Here is a 15,466-nt window from a genome sequence, read left to right on the forward strand (position 1 = left end):
CATGAATCAGGAGGGTTTAAGTCCCTCCGGCGCTCGAATGAGGGGCGCCGTATCCAAAAGCGGGGGTATTGCCTCGCTGGGCACCGGCGTAAGTCGGTGGAGGACAGGGTGTCCGGAGCGATCCGGAATCCGAAGGGTTTGAGGAGAAGTATTGGGCTGTAATCAATGAGGGCAACCTCGAGGATGAACAGGTCGGCCAAAGATGGGGCAAGGTCGAGCCCGCAGTATGGGGGCGAAGGCGTTACTCATTCACCCATCGTACCAAGGTGTTTGCTGGCGGCACGATACGGAAGATTCATGTGTGACCCCAGGAGACCTGACTGTGTCCCGGCCAACAAGCGGGTAAGCGACCCTATAAGCGCAAGCGAAGTGGGAAGCGAGGCACAGCCAGGAGTAGGAGAACGTAATAGTACCGGAAGCGCGAGACGAACAACTCGCGTGACCAGCAATGGCGGACTGCGAGTGGTCCGGGGAAGGACGTTCGTGAAAGGATCGAGGCAGGATACATCGAGATAGGTGAGCAAGAAGCGTGAAGATGGAAAGTTCCCTATGTGAAAAACCCGAACGTCACGCTTCGAGGAGACTATCCGATCATCTGGTTCTCGAAGGTCGGGAGCAGAAGGTCCACTCTCGTTTATACCCTCTCTCCAGATCGCGAAAGCCCTTTCATGAAAGCTGGATGCGGGAAAACCGCACGTCCAGTTTGTGCGGCGGACGGAGGCAAGCTCTTCAATGAGCGCCTCCTCCGACCCGACACCTGTGAGCTCGGAGAAAATCCGAGGGAGGGAAGTGGCCTTAGTTCAAGGGAAACGTCGGAAGGAGCGAGAACGGAGAGTGGCGGCACGCCTACAATCTCCCTTGCGGGTTCAGAGGCTCCAGAGGACGTTGCAGGAGAAAGCGAAGGCAAGTTCGACCTCCTCTCCCTCGGGAGCTGTATGCGGAGCTTACCGTGGGCATAATCCTGCGCCAACCTTGTCCGGAAGCCGAATGCGGGAAATCCGCCTGTTCGGTTTGATGAGCGGGGAGTGGAAACGGCCGATAGGGAGAGATACTCAGGCACTGTCATACCGAAAGGGGCAGCTCCCGCTATGGCTCTCCTACGTCGCACCGCGCCACTCCTCGACTCCACACAATCTTTCTCCTGCGGCTTGCACAATGGGCTTGTCTGCTTTGTTGGGCTTGGTTTTCCATCCTTGCAGTATGTCGTCATACAGCTCCGGTGGAAAACCGGCGCCGCGCCTCGCATCCAAGCCCATTTTGCGGCGCCTCGGCTACGAAATTTGCGAGAAATGGCGGCTAAAGGGATCACCGACCAATCCGGCCGAAGAATGTGGAGGCGGTTCGTGCTTGGCACTCTTTTGAGGTCGATTGAGGTTGACCTTTTTCCGGAGCCACCGGTAAAGCGGGTGTTTGCCGGAGCGGGGACACAAGGGCCAGGAACTGTGTGAGGTAGGTGACTCGGATTGGAAGGTGTCGACGGCTCGAGTATGAGATAAGGTTTTGTCTAGGAAAGAAGAGCAGAGGAAATGAAGAGCTTCTCGATTGCTCCGACCGCGCGTCTGGTCGGGGAGATTATGGTTCCTGGGGACAAAAGCATTTCCCACCGAGCCGTGATGTTGGCCTCTCTTGCCCACGGTCCGACCGAGCTGACGGGATTTCTTCCGTCCGAGGATTGCCTTTGCACCCTGCGCGCTTTTCAGGCGCTCGGCGTTGATATCGAGATCCGAGATCCGACCACGCTCTCGATTGAAAATCGCTGGTCTCGGCTCTGCCCTGCGATGGAGGCGCTCGATTGTGGGAACTCGGGGACGATGATGCGGCTGATTGCTGGAATTCTTGCCGGGCAGACCTTTCACTCCCGACTCGTGGGCGATGCTTCCCTGGCCAAGCGTCCGATGGGGAGGATCATCGAACCCTTGGAAAAGATGGGAGCCCATATCCGGGCGGAGGGGGAGAGAGGGACGCCACCGTTGATTTTGGAGCCGGCGGAGCTTCACGGGATCGACTACGAGCTTCCCGTAGCCAGCGCCCAAGTGAAATCCTGCCTGCTTTTGGCCGGGTTGAACGCGAAAGGGGTGACGCGAATCCTGGAGCCGAGCCCGACTCGGGATCACACCGAGCGCCTGCTGGCGCATTTTGACGCCCGCCCGCTCCGGGAGGGTCGGTCGATTCTCCTCCAAGGAGGATTGACCCTGGGAGGACGTGATTTGTTCATCCCGGGCGATTTTTCTTCTGCCGCCTTCTGGATTGCCGGCACGGCGGCGATCCCGGGCTCGGAAATCAGGATTCGAAGCGTTGGGTTGAACCCGACACGTACGGGGCTGCTCAATGTGCTCTTACGCATGGGAGCGCAGATCGAGGAGAGCGTCGAGGAAGGGCGGGGAGAGGGCGAACCGAGAGGGTCACTACTCATTCGAGGAGGTAAGCTGCGGGGGACGAAGATCGAGAAAGCGGAAATTCCGAATCTCATCGACGAGTTGCCGGTCCTTGGGGCGATCGCCGCGCTGGCGGAAGGCGAGACCCATATTCGTGGAGCGGAGGAGCTTCGTGTCAAGGAATGCGACCGGATTCGGTGCATGGTGGAGAATCTGCGGCGGTTCGGTATTCCCGTAGAGGAACTGCCAGATGGAATGATCGTAGAAGGGGGACGTCCCATCCGCGCGGCTCGCGTCTCGTCTTTCGGAGATCATCGTGTGGCGATGGCCTGCTCCATCCTGGCGCTCCAGGCCGACGGTCGGAGCCGCATCGATGACGTTGGATGCGTCGACACGTCCTATCCTGGCTTTTTCCGATACCTCGAAAAACTCAGCCAACGCTCTGCGGAAGCGGTGGAGGGATGGAAGGAGGTTCTGTCGTGGACGCAACCTCGTCCCGGACCGGCTGGAACGGAGAAAGCGCCGCGCCGTCCGGTGGTCGCGATCGATGGTCCGTCGGCTTCGGGGAAGAGCACCGTCGCAAGATTACTCGCGCAGGCTCTTGGCATTGCCTATTGCAACAGCGGGCTGGTCTATCGGGCGATCACTTGGGCCTTGATTGGTAAAGGGGTGGCGGTCGAGCGCGAACTGGTTTTTAAGACGGCGGTGCGGCAGATGAAGATCGAGTGTCGGATCGAGGGGAATGAGCTTCATGTTTGGATTGATGGGAAGGAACCGGGCCAGGAGGCGCGAAGCCCAGCCGTCAATGCGATGGTCTCCCGTGTGGCCGCTTCCGCCTGGCTGCGGAAACGACTTCTGCCGACCTTTCGCAAGCTCGCTGACGAGCATTCCTTAGTGATGGAGGGGCGCGATATCGGAACGACGGTGTTTCCGGCAACGTGGTACAAGTTTTATATCGACGCGGATCCGAAGGTGCGGGAGCAGCGAAGGAAAAAACAGGGAGAGACCGATTCCATCGAGGACCGGGACTGGGAAGATCGATCCCGTCCCGCGGCGCCGTTGCGATGCGCGGCAGACGCTGTGTTTCTCGACTCAACCGGAATGAGTGTCGAAGATGTGGTCCGCCGGATGATCGAGGCGCTTCGCAGACGCGGGTTTCCCGTGCCGAAACGGCCTTACGTCCCGTGACGCTTGGATTTGCTTGCCCATGAGGCCTTGGTATGCCGTGGCGCGAGCGCTGGTGAAGGTCGGTCTGCGTCTTGGCTTCGAGTTGCAAGGAGAAGGAGCGGAACGGGTACCGGAAGGAGGGCTCCTTCTGGTTTCCAATCATGCGAGTTACCTGGATCCATTAGCTGTGGGGTCCGTGGCCCGGCGCGAGATCTATTATCTGGCTCGCCGCTCGCTATTCCGTGGGCGGATGGCCGAACTGCTCACCAGCGTGAATACCATTCCCACAGCGCGAGAGCATCCGGAACCGGCGGCCCTCCGCAAGATTCTCGACCTTCTCAGCGAGGGTCAGGGGGTTCTCATCTTTCCGGAAGGGACAAGGAGCGCGGACGGGAAGTTACAGCCTGCCAAATCGGGCGCAGGCTTCCTCGCGGCGCAAGCGCAGGTTCCTATTTTGCCCGTGCGCGTCTTCGGTTCCTTCGAAGCCTTGTCGCGCTCCGCCCGATTCCCGAGCCTTACCCCGATCCGGGTCGTGATTGGATCTCCCTACCAGCCTCGGCAGATGAAGGAGGACGAAACGAAAAAGGAATATTATCGCTCTCTTGCCGAAGAGATGATGCGACAAATCGGGAGCTTGCAGTAATCGGATGGGCGGCAGAGCCAGAAAAAGAGGTCTCCTTTTCTCGAACCAATTGGGGGTTGACGGCGGTAGAAAGCCCGAGTCGAATTTCACTTGTGAAGAAAGGGTGAGCGCTTAGATTGATCGCAATGAGTTTGCCTGCCGAAGAGCCGATGGAGGTGGCGCCGCTGGCATTTCCTTTGTCGGAAGCGTCGGTCGGCGCTCAGCTCTGGATCCATTCGGTTACAGGCAACCCCCGCGAGTGTTATCGGCTGCACGAAATGGGTTTTTGCCAGCGGGCGGAGCTCGTCAAGTTATCCCACGGAGCAATGACGGTCTGCCTGGTCTGTGGTGCGCGAGTCGGCTTAAGCGCCGCCGTCGCACGACGAATTCTCGTCACCTCTGCTTCCGGGGAATCGCCTGGGAGCGATGGGTGCGTGGAAGTCGAGCCCGACCATTCTCATTCTCCAGGGGAAGGGACGTTTTTCTGCCGCATTCTGGATCGCTTCCGCCGAAGGAAGGACGGCTGGACCGGATAGGGAGATGAAGCTGGCGCCCGGGGCTAGAGAGTGCGCTCGTCTCGCCGAGCCGACCAACATCGCTTTGGTGGGCAACCCGAACAGCGGCAAGTCCACTCTTTTCAACGCTCTGACGGGGTTGCGACAGAAGGTCGCCAACTATCCCGGCGTGACCATCGAAAAGAAGATTGGCGTTTTCTTTGACCTGCATGGTCGGAGGTGCCAGTTGATCGATCTCCCAGGTACCTACTCCTTGTTGCCGAGCGCCCCGGATGAGGAAATCACCTGCGAAGTTCTCTTTGGCGCGCGTCCGGATACTCCCGTTCCGGACGCGGTGGTCTGCGTCGTCGATGCCACCCATTTGGAACGGGGCCTCTACTTGGTAACGCAGGTGCTGGATTTGGGTCTACCGGCGATTGTGATGCTGAACATGATGGATCTGCTGGAAGAAGCGGGAGATCGTCTCGACGTTGCTGAGCTTGCGGCAAGGCTGGGATGTCCGGTGATCCCGTGCCAGGCGTCGAGGCGGAAGGGATTGGTCGAGCTTCGCACGGCCCTCTCACAGGAGCTTTCCCCGGGGCGTTCGTTTTGCAGGCAGTGCCCCGCCCTAGTCGAGGAGTCGCTGGCGCGTGTCGCCGCCGATTTCCCCGAGGAGAGGGCGGAGCGGCGGAGGCTCTGCGCCCTCATCTTGGGGGCACCGGATCCCCAGCGGCTGGCCGAGGTGCTGGCCGTTACCCATCTCTTACCCTCGCTGCGAGAGGAGCAGGAAAGGCTGGAAGCCAAGATGCCCGATTGGCGGCAACAGACCATTGCCATGCGTCAGCGGGAGATTCGCGCACTTACGGCCGAGGTTCTGCGGAAATCCCCGGTGATCGGCAGAAGCGCGACGGACCGGCTCGATCATTGGGTGACTCATCCGGTTGGGGGCTGGTTGATTTTCCTGGGAATCATGGGGACCATGTTTCTTGCGGTATTCGAAGTGGGCGCAGGTCCCAAGGATGCGATCAACGCCCTGTTTGCGGCTAGCGCCGCAAGGCTAGAGAAACTCCTGCCCGCCGGGGACTTGCGTGATTTGTTGACCGAAGGGGTGATTGGAGGAGCCGGAAACGTCATCGTCTTTTTGCCGCAAATTCTCGTCCTCTTTTTTTTCTTAGGCCTCCTGGAAGATAGCGGCTATATGGCGCGAGCCGCTTTTCTCATGGACAAGGTGATGAGCCGAGTCGGCCTTCAAGGGAAAGCGTTTATTCCTCTGCTTGCCAGCCACGCCTGCGCGATTCCGGGCATTCTTTCTGCTCGAACCCTTTCCGACCCTCGTGATCGGATGGTCACGATTCTGGTGGCGCCGTTTGCGAGCTGCTCGGCACGTCTACCTGTCTACGTGCTCATGATTGCTGCGTTTTTCGGCGGTAGACCGGGGACCGGCCTTGGTGAGGCAGGAATCGTGATGTCTCTCTATCTCCTGGGCTTGGCGGCCGCCTTCGGGTTTGCTTGGCTTCTCAAGAGAAGCTTCTTCCGAGGTCGGCCAGCTCCGCTGGTGCTGGAACTGCCTCCCTACCGCAGACCTTCGCTCCGGACGATCAGCGCCCAAATGATCTCCCGAGCGGGCGCATTTCTTCGCCGCGCGGGAACCACGATCGTCGCCATCTCGGTGATTCTCTGGTGGCTGACCGCCTATCCGAAGGTGAGCGGGGAAGATCGGTCGGCTCAGTTGGCGGGCAGCTTTGCCGGGCAGATCGGTCACTGGATCGAACCGGTGATTCGCCCTCTTGGTTTCAATTGGAAGATCGGCATCGGCTTGATCAGCGCGCAGGCCGCGAGGGAAAATTTCGTCAGCACCCTAGGCGTGCTCTACGCAGGACAGTCGGAACGCGGGACGGGACCGACCTCGTTATCCCAGGCACTTCTGGCGGATCGCTGGCCGGATGGGCGACCGGTCTTCACTCCTCTTGTCTGTCTGACCATCCTGCTCTTCTTCGTCTTTTCCCTCCAGTGTGTCAGTACAGTGGTTACGGTGCGTCGGGAGACCGCATCCTGGCGATGGGCATTTTTTCAATTTGGCTATATGACGTTCTTTGCCTATGTTATATCTCTTGCCGTTTATCAGGCTGGTCGGGCATTTGGCCTATAGTTGACCGTTAAAGGCCGTTGAGCGGTGGGGAAGAAGCGTGAAAGGAAATTGGCAGCAATGGGTGGCTTTGCTCCTGGTCGGGGTTAGCCTCCTCTACCTAACGCTAGGTTTTGCGCGAAGCATGCGAAGCCGGAAGAGTTGCTGCGGTTCCTGCCCATCGGGCAATCCGTCTCAGAAGAGGGGAACGGGAAGAGCGTAGCCCGTGCAGGTTAGCTCCCCCGGAGCACGAGACGGCACTGTCTCGAGAGCCGCAAGAAGTGTTAAAAGAAGGATTTAAGCGAATGAGATTGGAAACGATGGAGCAAGGAGTGCTGGCAAACTTTCCGGTGTTTGCGGAAGGAAGCTTGGTGAAGGGGCGGGTCATAGAACGGAATCCGAAGACGGTCCTGATCGATATTGGCTACAAATCGGAGGGTGTCGTTTCGCTCGAGGAGTTCGAAGATCCGGAGGCGGTCCAAGTTGGCGATGAGGTGGAAGTTCTTCTCGAACAACTCGAAGATGAAGAAGGCAGTGTCCTTCTTTCCAAGCAGAAAGCCGCCCAAAAACAAAATTGGGACAAGGTCGTCAAAATCTTTCAGGACGGCGGTACGGTTGAGGGGAAGGTTCGCGGAATTGTAAAGGGGGGGTTGACCCTGAATGTCGGAGTGGAAGCCTTTCTCCCTTCTTCGCAGATCGACATCATTCCCCCGAGGAACCTGCGGGATTTTGATGGGAAGACCCTGACCTGCAAGATCGTCAAACTGAATGAAGAGCGCAGGAGTGTCGTTCTCTCCCGCCGGGAGCTGGTGGAAGCGGAGAGAGCAGAAAAGCGCGCACGGTTTCTCGAGACGGCGGGGAAAGGCCAGATGGTCAAGGGAACCGTCAAGAATCTCACCGATTTTGGTGCCTTCATCGACTTGGACGGGATTGACGGCCTTCTGCACATCACCGACATGAGCTGGCGGCGGCTTTCGCATCCTTCAGAGCTCTTGTCCGTGGGACAGGAAGTCGAGGTGATGGTCATCGAGGTTGATCGGGAGAAAGAAAGGATTTCGCTGGGCCTCAAGCAGAAATCCGAAAATCCCTGGGAAAAGATCGCCGAGAAATTCCCGATCCAGTCGCGGATCAAGGGGAGGGTGACGAATTTAACGGCGTACGGCGCCTTCGTCGAGCTCGAGCCGGGGATCGAGGGACTGGTTCACGTCTCGGAGATGTCCTGGACGAAACGGATCACGCGGCCCGCAGAGCTTCTTTCGGTCGGGCAAGAGGTGGAGGTCGTCGTTCTGGATGTCAATCGGGAGGAACAGAAGATCTCTTTGAGCCTGCGAGCTCTCGAGGTCAATCCGTGGGAAAGGATTGCCGAGCAGTACCCGGTCGGATCGACGGTCAAGGGAACCGTCCGCACGTTTACGGCCTATGGGATCTTTGTCGAACTCCAGGAAGGAATCGACGGATTCGTTCACGTCAATGATCTCTCCTGGACGCGAAAGATCAATCATCCCTCTGAAGTCTACAAGAAGGGGGATCCGGTCGAGGCAAAGGTGTTGGAGATCGACTGGCCCAATCAGAAGATCCTCCTTGGAATCAAGCAGCTCGCTGAAGATCCATGGAAGAGCCTTGCCGCACGATACAAGGTGGGAGAGATCGTTACGGGAAAGGTTAGCAAGATCGCCAGCTTTGGCGCCTTCGTTCAATTGGATGGCGAGATCGACGGGTTGGTGCACATTTCGCAGATCAGTAACGATCGGATCGCTAAGGTGAAGGATGTCCTGAAAGTGGGGCAAGACGTCCAGGCCCGCATTGTCAAGATTGAACAGGAAGAGAGGCGAATCGGCCTTTCCATCAAGGCGCTGGCCTATTCTGACGAGCAGTTGGAAAAGGAGCGGGAAAGAATGGATCTTTCTCGTCCCGGCGAGGAACTCGGCTCGATGGAGGATGCCTTCTCGCGTGCCGAGGAAGACTATCGCCCCGGCGACTCCAGCAGACGTGGGTGAACTGCAAGTCTCACCAGCGTTCTTTGTGAGAAATGGCGGCTAGGTTAAAGATGGGTCGTTTCGGCCCTGGCGCGCCGTTTACTCTTGCGGTCCCTTTGCGGAAGAAAGCCCGAGGCTCGCCGTCTGCCGAGAGTTCTTTTGGTAAGCGATGTGCCTACCCTTCATAGGCAGATCCTCTATCTGTAATTCGGGGAAACCACGCAGAATTTGCGCTTGTTGCGCTCTTCCTTCTTGTCCTAACATGCGGGCATGCGAGGGCATTCGGAGCAGGGAGGGCGGACGGAGGGCAAGCTCGTAGCCGCCTTGCTCCTCTTCCTAATCGTCACCGCTCCGGTCGTCTTCGTCGGGTGGGGTTTCCTCAATGCGTTTCTGGAAGCGCAAGGAAGTGGCAGGGCCGGAATCGGCTCTCTCCTTTGCTTGGGGCTTTTCCTCCTTCTCGCAGCGCTATTCGGTCGATTCCTCGTTCAATATTCGGGGGGCGACGATGAGTCAAAACGAAGGCGAGAGGTGTAAACAATGCCAGAAGAAGTCCCGCCACCTCTTGGTACGATGTTCGTTCTCATCCTGTTCCTCGTTGTCTTGGCCGGCATGTGGTCCTACATGTATATGGAAATGGTGACTCGTTAGGGGGGAGGCCATGGAGACGCTCGCGGAGAAGCTGGAAAAAGGTTATATCTGGCTATCGGTGTTCGTCCTACTTGCTTTCGTCGCGGCTCTTACGTATTCGTCCGTCGTCCTCGCAATTGTGGTTCCCGGCAACGACGGGCAGATCGTTCCGAAGCCGGGGGAAACCCTTTTTGCGGCCGTCAGCCGGACCAAGCCTTTCGATCAGCCCGGCGTGCGGCAAACGGGACCCGGCACCTATGACGTCGTGATCCTGGGACAGGCTTGGATGTTCAACCCGGGCGCGATCGAGCTGCCCGTGGGAGCGGAAGTCACTTTTCTGGGAACCTCCATCGACATCGACCATGGGCTCTACATCCCTGGCACGACCGTGAATATCATGCTCTTGCCGGGCCAGGTCGCGAAGCAGAAGTACCGTTTCACACGGCCGGGAGAGTACCGGATGATCTGTCACGAGTATTGTGGAATGCTCCATCATCAGATGACCGGAACTCTCACGGTCAAGTAGGAAGAGGCCGCTATGCCCACAGCCGAAGCCAAGGTCACGATCGTCGAATACCCTTCGGGGTATACCCTGCCGGAGAGCCACCGGCGCTATCTCTTGTGGAGCATCCTCTTTGGGTTCGCTGCGCTTGCGGTGGGCGTCTTCCAGGGCTTTGTCCAGGGGCTCAATTACGGAGGGATCAACATCTTCAGCAACCTTCCGGGGATGCGCACCTACTACCAGGGGCTCACCTTGCACGCGGTGCTCAATGTCTTTGTCTTCCCGTTCGCGGCGGCAAACGGCTGGCTCGCCTTGACGGTCGCCCGCAGCTTGGGAAGGCCCCTGAACGGGTTCTTGCTGGCGCTCTCCTTTTGGCTGCTCATCGGCGGAAGCGTCCTGGGTGGGTATTCGATCGTCGCAGGGAAAGCGAGCGTCCTCTACACCTTCTATCCTCCGCTTCGGGCGGAATGGACCTTCTACGTGGGGGCAGTGCTGCTCGTCTTGAGTACCTGGGCGATCTCGGCCGCGCAGCTTCTGGCGCTTTCGGCCTGGAAGAAGGAGCACTGCGGAGAGCGGATTCCCCTGCTCGCCTTCGTCTCGGTCGCAACCTACGTGATGTGGGATATCGCCTCGATGGGAGTGGCGATCGAGGTGCTCGGCCTTCTCCTTCCCTGGTCTCTCAATCTCCTACCCGGATCCGACCCGCTCTTGAGTCGCGCGCTTTTCTGGTTCACCGGCCACCAGATCGTCTACTTTTGGCTCCTTCCCCTCTATGTTTCCTGGTACACGATGATTCCCCGGCAGGTTGGAGGGAAGCTCTTCAGCGACACGCTTGCGCGGATCGCCTTTGTCATGTTCATCGTGCTGATGCCCGTCGGCTTCCATCACCAGTACGTCGATCCCGGAGTGAACGGCTACTTCAAGTGGAGTGCCGGCATCCTCACCTTCGCGATCTTCTTCCCCAGCCTTTTGACGGCATTTTCAGTGATGTACGCCCTGGAGATCGGCGGGCGGGCGCGCGGAGGGAAGGGGTTGCTCGGCTGGTTCTGGCGGCTCCCGTGGGGAGATCCTTCCGTCAGTGCCCAGGTGCTCGCGATGATCACCTTCTTGCCCGGAGGGATCACCGGACTCATGAACGCGAGCGTCGACATGAACCGGATGATTCACAATACGACCTTTGTTCCCGGACACTTTCATATGACTGTCGGGAGTGCGGTCGCTCTCTCCTATTTCGGCCTCGCCTATTGGCTTGTCCCCTATCTGACGGGGAGGGAGCTCTGGGGAAGGCGCCTAGCGGTCTGGCAATCCTGGCTCTATTTCGTCGGAGTGCTGATTTTCGCCCGAGGGGAAATTTCCGGAGGTCTGCTCGGAATGCCCCGCAGGACGGCGATTTCGATGATCAACTATGCGCCGCTGCCCGGCTGGAAGTTGGCAGGAGCTTTGACGGCCATTGGAGGCAGCGTGATGTTCGTGGCGGCCCTGATCTTCTTCCTTGTTCTGATCATGACGCTGCTGATCGGCCGGAAGAGCCGTCCGGTGGTCGATCTGCCGTTCACCTCGACCGTGCAAGGAGCCGCTGCCTCTGGCAATCAGCTCATTCTCGACAAGATGTCCTACTGGGTTCTTCTTTCGCTCGTCCTCGTGGCCCTGGTCTATGGGCCGTTCCTTTTGACCCATTTTCCTCCGACGCTCAGTGCCCCTCCCTTCATGGGCTATTGATCGCTTGGCCTCAAAAGAGACCGTCTTGCGTCGGCAGGCCAACCTGCCTGCCACACAAGCGTTCTCCTGCGGCTTGTGAAATAGACCCGGCTGCTTTGTTGGGACTTGAGGTTTCTAGCCCTCCTCGCAGTATGTCGTCATACTGCTCCGGGGAAACCTGTGCCCCGCCTTGTAGCCGGGCCCATTCGCCGTGCTTCGGGTACGAACTTTGTAAGACTTGCAGGCCAGCCTGTTGTCGCGAACCTTCGCAGGCAAAGAGGGAGGAGTTTAACCTATTTTCGGACAGGCACATCCAACTTCAAAAAAATGTCACAAGAATGTCACAGAAATGTCACAAGAATGTCACGGAATCCTTGCTTGTCAGCAGGAAGATCTCCCGGATACAGTGCCGCCAAACCGGACGCGAGGGAGTCGGCAGAAGGCCCTGAGAGGAGGAAGCATGATTTTGGAACCCGGCGAGGTGGAACTTGCGAAGAGAGTAAGACAAAAGAACTCTTGGCGAAACCGGCATTGGGCTCTGGCGACTTGCATCCTCTGGCTGAGTACTCCGATCCTTGCTCAAGCGGCGGAGAGCGCGGCTCCTGGCACCGAGCAGGCGACGCCACCCTCCACGGCAGCCGATTCCGCGGAAAACGCCCCGGCTCCTTCCGAGCAGACTGCTCCCGCGGCCACGCCGGAGCCCGCCGCCGCGGCGTCGGCCAGCGCGGAGCCAGCTACGGCATCCTCCGCGCCGGAAGGATCGGCACCGACCGGGAGCAACGAGCCAGTTGCTGAACAGGGAGTGAAGGAGGCTCCGGCTCCGTCGGCGCAGGAAGCGCTCGGGCCAAAGACCGGCCTCTACTTCGGAATCTTTGGAGGCGCCGCCTTTGGCATGAGTAATGGAGTGGGTGCGCTCGACTCGCCCCCGCTTTTTTCCGCCGGGGGACGGGCGGCCGTCGGGACGGCAGCGGTCGGGGGCATCGAGGTCGGCTATAACTTTCGCAGCATCGCCTTGGACTCGGCGAAACAATATTGGCTGCAGCCTGCGGCTCAGTTCGAGGCCTTCTATCTGGGCCAGGCAACGGAGAGCGGGAGCTTGACGGGAGGCGTGGTTGGAACGCCCGGTCTTTCTGCCTACCAGTTCGGATCAAATCTCAACATGGGAGTGTTTCTCGTCGACGGAGTGGCGAAGTTTGTGACTCCGATCGGGCTTGTCCCCTACATCGGGGGAGGCGTCGGCGGAGTCTATCTAGCCTCGTCCGGCACGAGCTTCGTTGGACCCAGCGGCGCGGATCTGCTCACCACCGGCAGCTATGCCCAGGGAGCCTTTGCGGGCCAGGGGTTGGTCGGGCTTCAGTACAATATCGGCAAGCACTGGAGCCTCTTTGCCGAATACAAGATCCTCTATATTAAGGAGACGCAGTTTTCCTACTTGATGACGAGCGGCAACACGATGCTGATCAAGTATCCCGACTACTTCAACATTGCGATCGCTGGGTTGCGCTTCAATTTTTAGCGCGCTTATCCCCGAGGCCGTCCCCTCTCTTTTTTCCAGGCTGGGCTTATTTCGATAGCCGAGCCCGCGAAGCCATCCGGACGGATGACACGGCATCGCAACCGTTTCCGATCCCGACCATCAGGGATCGGAGTCTTTTTCGTAGGTCACGCGGTAGATCATTCCGTTGGCGTCATCGGAAAAAAGCAGGCTGCCATCCGGCAGGAAAAGAAGGCCGACCGGACGTCCCCACGTCTTGGGGTGTTCCCCCTCGCTCAGGAAACCAGCTAGGAAGTCTTCATAGAAACCTTGGGGTCGGTGGTCGTCGCCAAAGGGGACAAAGACGATCTTGTAGCCGGTCGGTTCGCTCCGATTCCAGGAGCCATGGAAAGCGACGAAAGCGCCGTGAAGGTATCGCTCCGGAAATTGAGGCTTGCCGGAGGGAAAGGCTAAGCCAAGCGGAGCCGAATGCGATTGAAAGAGGACGTCTGGGGTGCGTGTGGTGTCGACGAGATTCGGCTTTTGAACATGGTGGTGGACGAGAAGCCTTGGGTCGAACAAATGAGGCGAGAGGTACGCATAGGGCCAGCCGTAGAATGCGCCTTGGCGGACATGCGTGAAGTAGTCGGGTACGAGATCGTCGCCGAGTTCATCCCGTTCGTTGACCACCGCGTAGAGAATGCCGGTCTTGGGCTCGAAAGCTAGGCCCACCGGGTTGCGGAGACCGGATGCAAACGATTCGGCTTTCCCTTTGGGCAGGGGAATTCGCACGATCGAGCCTCGCGGAGCGGGCTCCTCGTCGGCATTGCCGCGAGAGCCGATGGCGACGTAGAGCCAGCGGGCGTCCGGAGAGAGCGCCAGGGAGCGGCTCCAATGTCCTCGGCCCGGCAACGAAGCGATCCGCTCGCCCTTCCCACCGAGGCGGCGTTGCCCCCTCTGGTAGGAAAAGGCGAGGATCGCGTCCGTGTTCGCGACGAAAAAGCGGCCTTCGGAAAAGACCATACCGAAAGGCAGATTGAGACCGTTTGCCGAGGCGGCGAAAACCGAGCCGCGCTCGGCACTGCCATCCTCCCTCAACCCTACGAACAAGCGGATCCGGTTGGCGGAGGATTCGGCGACGAGTACGCCTCCTTCGGGAGTGAGTGCCAGCCATCTCGGCTCTTCCAGGTCCCGCGCAAACACGGATACCTGAAAGCCCACCGGAAGACGGAGGGAAGGCTGGCCAGGGGGCGGGACGACCGGCGGCTGGCAGGTGACGCTCGGTGTGGCGAAGGGCTTGGGAAGATCGGCTAGCTTGATGGCGATCGGAGTGGGCGTGAAGGGCTCCGTAAAGATCTCCCCGGCCCAGGAGGGAAGGATCGCTCCTGTCGCAAGCCAGACGGCAAGGGCGAAGCGAGAGAACCGATTCTCGGAGTGGAAGCAGCTCATCTGGAGGAGGTTCGATTCGCCAGAGCGGGCTGGACTGCCAATCCTCATCGGTGCGCAGAGAAGACGCCCATCAACGTGGCGTGATCCAGGACGTGTCCTTCCATTGCCCTTTCCAACTCCCTGCGGTCTGCGCCGGTGGGCAAGCTGAGCGGAGCATCCAGCGCAAACACCCGGAAGAAGTAGTGGTGGACGCCGCTGGGGGGTGCCGGCCCGTCATAGCGGACTTGTCCGAAATGGTTGCGTCCCTCGCAGGCTTCGGCGGACAGCTTGCCGGGAAGCAGTCTAGCAGTTGCCGGTGGAAGATTCCAGACAAGCCAGTGAACGAAAGTGCCCGCAGGGGCGTCGGGATCGTCCATGATGAGGGCCAGCGATCGCGCATTGGCTGGCACTTCGGAGAAAAGAATCTCGGGATTCCGGTTTGCGTAGCGGTAACCGCACTCGCGAGGCAAGGGTTGGCCATTGGAAAAAGAAGGGGAAAGGATTTTCATGGCAGAGGTACAGAACGGAGTGAAACAAAGCAGCACGCTGAGGCCGATGAGCCGTCGGGGGAACATCGCGCGGGCAAATTGAAGCAAAAGGACCTGGAAGTCAATGAGCGACCAATGGAGTTGCGTCCTCTCTCCGGGGGAGCCGGGGCGGCATGGAATCCGCCAATTAAACTTGATCCTGTTGTGCCACAATAGAAATGTCCCCCTTAGCCCTCGATAGAAATGTCCCTTAATGTTGCCTCGGAAAGGAGGAGGCGTGAGGAGGACAGCGTTGAGTGCTAAGGAGTTGGACAGGGTTGAGGTGATGGGGCGGGTGAAGGTGGGCGCCTTAAGGCTGGTAGAGGCGGCGGAGATGCTGGGTTTGAGCTATCGGCAGGGGAAGCGGGTGTGGGCGCGGTACCGAGTGGGGGGCGGGGAGGCGTTAGCGCATCGGGGATGCTGCCGGGAGTCGAACCGTGGCTACGGACAA

12 protein-coding genes are annotated in these 15,466 nt (G+C 59.2%); 10 read left to right on the forward strand and 2 right to left on the reverse strand.

Annotated elements, in window-relative coordinates; all coding sequences use genetic code 11:
* Positions 1–1,526: 1,526 nt before the first annotated feature.
* From aroA to A37A_RS0110160, 9 genes are all read left to right on the forward strand, one after another.
* Complete coding sequence (gene aroA, locus A37A_RS0110115; protein ID WP_018291389.1) at positions 1,527–3,563, forward strand: 3-phosphoshikimate 1-carboxyvinyltransferase; 2,037 nt, start codon at positions 1,527–1,529, stop codon at positions 3,561–3,563.
* 19 nt (positions 3,564–3,582) lie between these two features.
* Complete coding sequence (locus A37A_RS16975; RefSeq protein ID WP_018291390.1) at positions 3,583–4,185, forward strand: 1-acyl-sn-glycerol-3-phosphate acyltransferase; 603 nt, start codon at positions 3,583–3,585, stop codon at positions 4,183–4,185.
* 125 nt (positions 4,186–4,310) lie between these two features.
* Complete coding sequence (locus tag A37A_RS19310) at positions 4,311–4,700, forward strand: FeoA domain-containing protein (protein ID WP_018291391.1); 390 nt, start codon at positions 4,311–4,313, stop codon at positions 4,698–4,700.
* A 4-nt stretch (positions 4,701–4,704) separates the two neighbouring features.
* Positions 4,705–6,807, forward strand: coding sequence for a ferrous iron transport protein B (feoB, locus tag A37A_RS0110130; RefSeq protein WP_018291392.1), 2,103 nt, complete (start codon positions 4,705–4,707; stop codon positions 6,805–6,807).
* A 281-nt stretch (positions 6,808–7,088) separates the two neighbouring features.
* Positions 7,089–8,780 (forward strand): 30S ribosomal protein S1, encoded by a 1,692-nt coding sequence (locus A37A_RS0110135; protein WP_018291393.1) that lies wholly within the window; start codon positions 7,089–7,091, stop codon positions 8,778–8,780.
* Positions 8,781–9,029: 249 nt separating this feature from the next.
* Positions 9,030–9,293, forward strand: coding sequence for a hypothetical protein (locus tag A37A_RS16985; protein WP_018291394.1), 264 nt, complete (start codon positions 9,030–9,032; stop codon positions 9,291–9,293).
* Between the two features lie 124 nt (positions 9,294–9,417).
* Entirely contained in the window at positions 9,418–9,912 is a 495-nt protein-coding gene (locus A37A_RS0110150) for a cytochrome c oxidase subunit II (RefSeq protein ID WP_018291395.1), read from the forward strand.
* Between the two features lie 12 nt (positions 9,913–9,924).
* Positions 9,925–11,607: a cbb3-type cytochrome c oxidase subunit I gene (locus A37A_RS0110155; protein WP_018291396.1), complete on the forward strand. Its 1,683-nt coding sequence runs from the start codon at positions 9,925–9,927 to the stop codon at positions 11,605–11,607.
* A gap of 439 nt (positions 11,608–12,046) precedes the next feature.
* A complete protein-coding gene (locus A37A_RS0110160) occupies positions 12,047–13,102 on the forward strand; it encodes a hypothetical protein (RefSeq protein ID WP_020494287.1) in 1,056 nt (351 codons plus the stop codon).
* Positions 13,103–13,222: 120 nt separating this feature from the next.
* Here the strand turns inward: A37A_RS0110160 and A37A_RS0110165 are convergent, their stop codons facing one another.
* Positions 13,223–14,509 (reverse strand): sorbosone dehydrogenase family protein, encoded by a 1,287-nt coding sequence (locus A37A_RS0110165; protein ID WP_155996561.1) that lies wholly within the window; start codon positions 14,507–14,509, stop codon positions 13,223–13,225.
* A gap of 44 nt (positions 14,510–14,553) precedes the next feature.
* Positions 14,554–14,997 (reverse strand): YbhB/YbcL family Raf kinase inhibitor-like protein, encoded by a 444-nt coding sequence (locus A37A_RS0110170; RefSeq protein WP_026195772.1) that lies wholly within the window; start codon positions 14,995–14,997, stop codon positions 14,554–14,556.
* A 271-nt stretch (positions 14,998–15,268) separates the two neighbouring features.
* Here A37A_RS0110170 and A37A_RS20675 point away from each other — a divergent pair.
* On the forward strand, positions 15,269–15,466 hold a 198-nt coding region (locus A37A_RS20675), incomplete at its 3' end, for a helix-turn-helix domain-containing protein (protein ID WP_231363851.1).

It is taken from the genome of Verrucomicrobium sp. 3C (assembly GCF_000379365.1).
GTDB lineage: Bacteria > Verrucomicrobiota > Verrucomicrobiia > Methylacidiphilales > Methylacidiphilaceae > Methylacidimicrobium.

Excerpts from the sequence above, each read along its gene's own strand:
- aroA (WP_018291389.1), top strand. The coding sequence starts at position 1,527 with ATGAAGAGCTTCTCGATTGCTCCGACCGCGCGTCTGGTCGGGGAGATT.
- A37A_RS16975 (WP_018291390.1), top strand. The coding sequence starts at position 3,583 with ATGAGGCCTTGGTATGCCGTGGCGCGAGCGCTGGTGAAGGTCGGTCTG.
- A37A_RS19310 (WP_018291391.1), top strand. The coding sequence starts at position 4,311 with ATGAGTTTGCCTGCCGAAGAGCCGATGGAGGTGGCGCCGCTGGCATTT.
- feoB (WP_018291392.1), top strand. The coding sequence starts at position 4,705 with ATGAAGCTGGCGCCCGGGGCTAGAGAGTGCGCTCGTCTCGCCGAGCCG.
- A37A_RS0110135 (WP_018291393.1), top strand. The coding sequence starts at position 7,089 with ATGAGATTGGAAACGATGGAGCAAGGAGTGCTGGCAAACTTTCCGGTG.
- A37A_RS16985 (WP_018291394.1), top strand. The coding sequence starts at position 9,030 with ATGCGAGGGCATTCGGAGCAGGGAGGGCGGACGGAGGGCAAGCTCGTA.
- A37A_RS0110150 (WP_018291395.1), top strand. The coding sequence starts at position 9,418 with ATGGAGACGCTCGCGGAGAAGCTGGAAAAAGGTTATATCTGGCTATCG.
- A37A_RS0110155 (WP_018291396.1), top strand. The coding sequence starts at position 9,925 with ATGCCCACAGCCGAAGCCAAGGTCACGATCGTCGAATACCCTTCGGGG.
- A37A_RS0110160 (WP_020494287.1), top strand. The coding sequence starts at position 12,047 with ATGATTTTGGAACCCGGCGAGGTGGAACTTGCGAAGAGAGTAAGACAA.
- A37A_RS0110165 (WP_155996561.1), bottom strand. The coding sequence starts at position 14,509 with ATGAGCTGCTTCCACTCCGAGAATCGGTTCTCTCGCTTCGCCCTTGCC.
- A37A_RS0110170 (WP_026195772.1), bottom strand. The coding sequence starts at position 14,997 with ATGAAAATCCTTTCCCCTTCTTTTTCCAATGGCCAACCCTTGCCTCGC.